Consider the following 5,434-nt stretch of genomic DNA (forward strand, 5'->3'; position numbering starts at 1 on the left):
TGTTCTTTGAGAACTCAATAGTGTGTCGATGAATGTCAGTGCCAAATATTTATTTTGGTTCCGTTCATCCTCCCCCCGTGAGGGTGACGGACATTTTTGTCAGCTATTTTTCCGGCTGGCGTTTAAGTTAGGTTTTCGGACTCTGGTTCGAGATATTTCTGATTGGCTGCTTCGGTGGCGAATCTGGAGTCTTCAACGGAGAGTTTGATCCTGGCTCAGGACGAACGCTGGCGGCGTGCTTAACACATGCAAGTCGAGCGGTAAGGCCCTTCGGGGTACACGAGCGGCGAACGGGTGAGTAACACGTGGGTGATCTGCCTCGCACTCTGGGATAAGCCTGGGAAACTGGGTCTAATACCGGATATGACCACGAATCGCATGGTTGGTGGTGGAAAGATTTATCGGTGCGAGATGGGCCCGCGGCCTATCAGCTTGTTGGTGGGGTAATGGCCTACCAAGGCGACGACGGGTAGCCGGCCTGAGAGGGCGACCGGCCACACTGGGACTGAGACACGGCCCAGACTCCTACGGGAGGCAGCAGTGGGGAATATTGCACAATGGGCGGAAGCCTGATGCAGCGACGCCGCGTGAGGGATGACGGCCTTCGGGTTGTAAACCTCTTTCGACAGGGACGAAGCGCAAGTGACGGTACCTGTAGAAGAAGCACCGGCCAACTACGTGCCAGCAGCCGCGGTAATACGTAGGGTGCGAGCGTTGTCCGGAATTACTGGGCGTAAAGAGCTTGTAGGCGGTTCGTCGCGTCGATCGTGAAAACGTGCAGCTCAACTGCACGCTTGCGGTCGATACGGGCGGACTAGAGTACTGCAGGGGAGACTGGAATTCCTGGTGTAGCGGTGAAATGCGCAGATATCAGGAGGAACACCGGTGGCGAAGGCGGGTCTCTGGGCAGTAACTGACGCTGAGAAGCGAAAGCGTGGGTAGCGAACAGGATTAGATACCCTGGTAGTCCACGCCGTAAACGGTGGGCGCTAGGTGTGGGTTTCCTTCCACGGGATCCGTGCCGTAGCTAACGCATTAAGCGCCCCGCCTGGGGAGTACGGCCGCAAGGCTAAAACTCAAAGGAATTGACGGGGGCCCGCACAAGCGGCGGAGCATGTGGATTAATTCGATGCAACGCGAAGAACCTTACCTGGGTTTGACATACACCAGAAAGCCGTAGAGATACGGCCCCCCTTGTGGTTGGTGTACAGGTGGTGCATGGCTGTCGTCAGCTCGTGTCGTGAGATGTTGGGTTAAGTCCCGCAACGAGCGCAACCCTTGTCCTGTGTTGCCAGCACGTAATGGTGGGGACTCGCAGGAGACTGCCGGGGTCAACTCGGAGGAAGGTGGGGACGACGTCAAGTCATCATGCCCCTTATGTCCAGGGCTTCACACATGCTACAATGGCCGGTACAGAGGGCTGCGATACCGTGAGGTGGAGCGAATCCCTTAAAGCCGGTCTCAGTTCGGATCGGGGTCTGCAACTCGACCCCGTGAAGTTGGAGTCGCTAGTAATCGCAGATCAGCAACGCTGCGGTGAATACGTTCCCGGGCCTTGTACACACCGCCCGTCACGTCATGAAAGTCGGTAACACCCGAAGCCGGTGGCCTAACCCTTGTGGAGGGAGCCGTCGAAGGTGGGATCGGCGATTGGGACGAAGTCGTAACAAGGTAGCCGTACCGGAAGGTGCGGCTGGATCACCTCCTTTCTAAGGAGCACTTCTGCACGACGCTTCACACAGGTGAATGTGGTTGTGCCAGAGACCGTTTGTGTCCCCGTCAGTGGGACCGCGGAAGCTCATGGGTGGAACGCTGACAAGCTCTTCTCGACCAACGCTGGTCCTCGGTGGCCGGCCAGAGAAGATATATCGACACACTGTTGGGTCCTGAAAGAACAGACGTTCTTTCCAGGCAAAAAATACGATCCGCTCAGATCTTCTGAGATACCGGCCTTCTTCGAGGGTGCTGGTCCTGAAATTCCGGTTTGGGTGGGTGTGTTGTTTGAGAACTGCACAGTGGACGCGAGCATCTTTGTTAGTAAGTGTGTAAGAGCGTACGGTGGATGCCTTGGCACCAGGAGCCGATGAAGGACGTAGGAGGCTGCGATAAGCCTCGGGGAGCTGTCAACCGAGCTGAGATCCGAGGATTTCCGAATGGGGAAACCCAGCACGAGTGATGTCGTGTTACCCGCATCTGAATATATAGGGTGTGTGGAGGGAACGTGGGGAAGTGAAACATCTCAGTACCCACAGGAAGAGAAAACAATAGTGATTCCGTGAGTAGTGGCGAGCGAAAGCGGAAGAGGCTAAACCGGTTGTGTGTGATAGACGGCAGTCGTTGCATGGCCGGGGTTGTGGGACCTGCTTTCTCAGATCTGCCGATCTGGGCGACAGTCAGAAAAGATCGCGTTAGTCGAATTGGTCTGGGACGGCCAACCGTAGACGGTGAGAGTCCGGTAGACGAAAACGTGTTCTCTGTCGTAGTGGGCACCCGAGTAGCAGCGGGCCCGTGAAATCTGCTGTGAATCTGCCGGGACCACCCGGTAAGCCTGAATACTCCCTGGTGACCGATAGCGGACTAGTACCGTGAGGGAAAGGTGAAAAGTACCCCGGGAGGGGAGTGAAATAGTACCTGAAACCGTGCGCTTACAATCCGTCAGAGCCGTCTCTTTTGAGTGGGGTGATGGCGTGCCTTTTGAAGAATGAGCCTGCGAGTCATCGGTGTGTGGCGAGGTTAACCCGTGTGGGGTAGCCGTAGCGAAAGCGAGTCCGAATAGGGCGTTTGAGTCGCATGTCATGGACCCGAAGCGGAGTGATCTACCCATGGCCAGGGTGAAGCGACGGTAAGACGTCGTGGAGGCCCGAACCCACTTAGGTTGAAAACTGAGGGGATGAGCTGTGGGTAGGGGTGAAAGGCCAATCAAACTCCGTGATAGCTGGTTCTCCCCGAAATGCATTTAGGTGCAGCGTCGCGTGTTTCACACTGGAGGTAGAGCTACTGGATGGCCTAGGGGGCCCACAAGCTTACCGAAGTCAGCCAAACTCCGAATGCCGGTGTGTGAGAGCGCGGCAGTGAGACTGCGGGGGATAAGCTTCGTAGTCGAGAGGGAAACAGCCCAGATCGCCGGCTAAGGCCCCTAAGCGTGTACTAAGTGGAAAAGGATGTGGGGTCGCTGAGACAACCAGGAGGTTGGCTTAGAAGCAGCCACCCTTGAAAGAGTGCGTAATAGCTCACTGGTCAAGTGATCCTGCGCCGATAATGTAGCGGGGCTCAAGTACACCGCCGAAGCCGCGGCACTCAGTCATGTAGATCGCCTTCGGGCCAGTCGACTGGGTGGGTAGGGGAGCGTCGTGTAGCCAGGGAAGCAGCGGGGTGACCTAGTTGTGGAGGCTGCGCGAGTGAGAATGCAGGCATGAGTAGCGAAAGACGAGTGAGAAACTCGTCCGCCGAATGACCAAGGGTTCCTGGGCCAGGTTAATCCGCCCAGGGTGAGTCGGGACCTAAGGCGAGGCCGACAGGCGTAGTCGATGGACAACGGGTTGATATTCCCGTACCCGTGTATCCGCGCCCAATGGCGAATCAGTTGTGCTAAGTGCCCAAAAGCGGATGGACCTCCTTCGGGAGGCCGGATGTGGCTGCGCACGACCCTGGCTGTAGTAGTCAAGCGATGGGGTGACGCAGGAAGGTAGCTGGGCCCGGTGGTGGATTACCGGGTGTAAGCCTGTAGGGCGAGACATAGGCAAATCCGTGTCTCATGTGCCTGAGAGGTGATGCGTAGCCGGTTGAGGTGAATTCAGTGATCCTATGCTGCCGAGAAAAGCCTCTAGTGAGTTGGTACACGGCCCGTACCCCAAACCGACACAGGTGGTCAGGTAGAGAATACTAAGGCGATCGAGATAACTGTGGTGAAGGAACTCGGCAAAATACCTCCGTAACTTCGGGAGAAGGAGGGCCCGATCTGGTGATGAGTCTTGCACTCGGAGCTGGGTTGGGTCGCAGAGACCAGAGAGAAGCGACTGTTTACTAAAAACACAGGTCCGTGCGAAGTCGTAAGACGATGTATACGGACTGACGCCTGCCCGGTGCCGGAAGGTTAAGAGGACCGGTTAGCGGAGTGATCCGCGAAGCTGAGAATTTAAGCCCCGGTAAACGGCGGTGGTAACTATAACCATCCTAAGGTAGCGAAATTCCTTGTCGGGTAAGTTCCGACCTGCACGAATGGCGTAACGACTTCTCTGCTGTCTCCACCACAGACTCGGCGAAATTGCATTACGAGTAAAGATGCTCGTTACGCGCGGCAGGACGAAAAGACCCCGGGACCTTCACTATAGCTTGGTATTGGTGTTCGGTACGGTTTGTGTAGGATAGGTGGGAGACTGTGAAGCGGGCACGCCAGTGTTCGTGGAGTCGTCGTTGAAATACCACTCTGGTCGTATTGGACCTCTAACCTCGGGCCATGATCTGGTTCAGGGACAGTGCCTGGTGGGTAGTTTAACTGGGGCGGTTGCCTCCTAAAATGTAACGGAGGCGCCCAAAGGTTCCCTCAGCCTGGTTGGCAATCAGGTGTTGAGTGTAAGTGCACAAGGGAGCTTGACTGTGAGACTGACAGGTCGAGCAGGGACGAAAGTCGGGACTAGTGATCCGGCACCGGCATGTGGAAGCGGTGTCGCTCAACGGATAAAAGGTACCCCGGGGATAACAGGCTGATCTTCCCCAAGAGTCCATATCGACGGGATGGTTTGGCACCTCGATGTCGGCTCGTCGCATCCTGGGGCTGGAGTAGGTCCCAAGGGTTGGGCTGTTCGCCCATTAAAGCGGCACGCGAGCTGGGTTTAGAACGTCGTGAGACAGTTCGGTCTCTATCCGCCGCGCGCGTTAGAAACTTGAGGAAGGCTGTCCCTAGTACGAGAGGACCGGGACGGACGAACCTCTGGTGTGCCAGTTGTCCCGCCAGGGGCACGGCTGGTTGGCCACGTTCGGAAGGGATAACCGCTGAAAGCATCTAAGCGGGAAGCCTGTTCCAAGATGAGGTTTCTCACCCCTTTAAGGGGGTAAGGCCCCCAACAGACCATTGGGTTGATAGGCCAGAACTGGAAGTGCGGTAACGCATGGAGGTGACTGGTACTAATAGGCCGAGGACTTACCAACAAAGCTGCTACGCGTCCACTGTGCGGTATCTGAAACAACACACGTCCCGTGTGTTGAGAGAGGCGGGGACCTTGTCCCTGGAACCCCTTGTATGCGAGAGGGGTGTTCGAGGGGAAGTCCCTTGTTGCTTCTTTCTCGTCACGGGTGTGACAGTTTCATAGAGTTACGGCGGCTATAGCGGTGGGGAAACGCCCGGTCCCATTCCGAACCCGGAAGCTAAGGCCACCTGCGCCGATGGTACTGCACTCGCCAGGGTGTGGGAGAGTAGGACACCGCCGGAACATAC

At 56.6% G+C, this 5,434-nt stretch carries 3 rRNA genes; all 3 read left to right on the plus strand.

Going from position 1 to position 5,434, the window contains the following annotated elements:
- The first annotated feature begins 192 nt into the window (after window positions 1-192).
- The 3 genes from NMI01S_RS33595 (at window position 193) to rrf (ending at window position 5,429) form a co-directional block, all read left to right on the plus strand.
- A 16S ribosomal RNA gene (locus tag NMI01S_RS33595) occupies window positions 193-1,709 on the plus strand.
- Window positions 1,710-2,035: 326 nt separating this feature from the next.
- A 23S ribosomal RNA gene (locus NMI01S_RS33600) occupies window positions 2,036-5,148 on the plus strand.
- Between the two features lie 164 nt (window positions 5,149-5,312).
- Window positions 5,313-5,429, plus strand: a 5S ribosomal RNA gene (rrf, locus tag NMI01S_RS33605).
- The 16S, 23S and 5S rRNA genes sit together here, the layout of an rRNA operon.
- The last annotated feature ends 5 nt before the right edge of the window (window positions 5,430-5,434 follow it).

The organism is Nocardia mikamii NBRC 108933 (genome assembly GCF_001613505.1).
Taxonomy (GTDB): Bacteria; Actinomycetota; Actinomycetes; order Mycobacteriales; family Mycobacteriaceae; genus Nocardia; species Nocardia mikamii.